1 protein-coding gene is annotated in these 1,908 nt (G+C 61.2%); it reads left to right on the top strand.

The features are described from left to right. Positions 1 to 163: 163 nt before the first annotated feature. On the top strand, positions 164 to 1,908 hold a 1,745-nt coding region (locus G5358_RS20930), incomplete at its 3' end, for a phosphoenolpyruvate carboxylase (protein ID WP_421324864.1).

Here is a 1,908-nt window from a genome sequence, read left to right as displayed (position 1 = left end):
GGAAATACATGTTCTGAATCGGCCTGTTATTTGACCTTGCGCAGACAATCTGGGTAGATTGTCACCCTAAGATGACGGAGCATATGTTGTAATCGCACAACAATAAGTGAGGTCGTCTAGCACCCCGGATGGGTGTCAGGCACCAACAAGATAAGGATGTGGAATGAACGAAAAGTACGCCGCACTACGCGCCAACGTAGGTATGCTGGGTCAGCTGCTGGGTAAATCCATCAAGGATCATCAGGGTCAGGCCTTTCTCGACAAGATCGAAACCATTCGCCAATTGGCCAAGTCCTCCCGCAAGGGCAATGAATCAGACCGGGAACGTCTGCTCGATACCCTGCGCACCCTGAGCGATGATGAACTGCTGCCGGTGGCCCGCGCCTTCAGCCAGTTCCTCAATCTGGCCAACGTGGCGGAACAGTTCCACACCATCTCCCGTCGCTGCGAAGAGCAGGTCTGCACCCCGGATCCGCTGGAGCAGATGTTCGACAAGCTGAAAGCCTCCAACCTGTCGCAAGAGGCCATCATTCAGGCCGTGCGCGAGCTGGATATCGATCTGGTGCTGACCGCTCACCCCACCGAGGTGACCCGTCGCACCCTGATCCACAAGCACGTACAGCTCAACGACTGCCTCGAGGCGCTGGAGCTTTCCGACCTGCTGCCCCGCGAGCGGGACAAGATCCTCAATCGCATCGAACAGCTCATCAATCAGGCGTGGCACACCAACGAGATCCGCGAACAGCGCCCGACGCCGGTCGACGAGGCCAAGTGGGGTTTTGCGGTGGTGGAGAACAGCCTGTGGCCCGCCATTCCCGAATTCATGCGCAATCTGGACGAGCGTCTGCAACACCATCTGGGTGTGCGGCTGCCGCTGGATGCCGCGCCGGTCAAGTTCACCTCCTGGATGGGCGGTGACCGCGACGGCAACCCCTTCGTTACCGCCAAGGTGACTGCCGAAGTGCTGGAGCTGGGCCGCTGGATGGCGGTGAGCCTGTTCTACAAAGACATCAAGGAGCTCACCTCCGAGCTCTCCATGTCCGACTGTACCGACGCCGTGCGTGCTCGCGTTGGCGATCACCCCGAGCCCTACCGCGCGCTGGTGCGCGAGCTGCGTGAAGCGCTGCGCGAAACCAAGGAGCACCTCACCGCCAAGGTGCAAGGCCAGGCTAGCGAGAGCCAGGATCTGGTCAAGACTACCGCCCAGCTGCGCGAGCCGCTGGAGCTCTGCTACCACTCATTGCACGCCTGCGGCATGGGCAACATCGCCGATGGCATGCTGCTGGACGTGCTGCGCAAGGTCGCCTGTTTCGGCATCCATCTGGTCAAGCTGGATATCCGTCAGGATGGCGAACGTCACGGGCTGGTCTTCTCCGAGCTGACCCGTTATCTGGGTCTGGGTGACTACGCCGAGTGGAGCGAGGATGACAAGCAGGCCTTCCTGCTCAACGAACTGAACTCCCGCCGCCCGCTGATCCCCCACGACTGGGAGCCGAGCGCCGAGGTGCGCGAGACGCTGGATACCTGTCAGGTCATCGCCGAGCACGACCCCGATGCGTTTGGCATCTACATCATCTCCATGGCCGGTGCGCCGTCCGATGTGCTGTCGGTGCAACTGCTGCTCAAAGAGGCGGGCTGCAAGTTCCGCATGCCGGTCGCCCCGCTGTTTGAAACCCAGGATGACCTGATGGCAGGCACCGCCGTGATGGAGCGCCTGCTCTCGGTGGACTGGTATCGCGGCTACATTCAGGGCCGTCAGTACGTGATGATCGGTTACTCCGACTCTGCCAAGGATGCGGGCATGATGGCCGCTGGCTGGGCCCAGTACGCCGCCATGGAATCCCTGGTGGGGCTGGCCGAAGCCAACAACATCCGCCTCACCCTGTTCCATGGCCGTGGCGGTACCGT

This window comes from Aeromonas sp. 604176 (assembly GCF_049170755.1).
Taxonomy (GTDB): domain Bacteria; phylum Pseudomonadota; class Gammaproteobacteria; order Enterobacterales; family Aeromonadaceae; genus Aeromonas; species Aeromonas veronii_A.
This window is presented reverse-complemented; position numbering and strand designations above follow the sequence as displayed.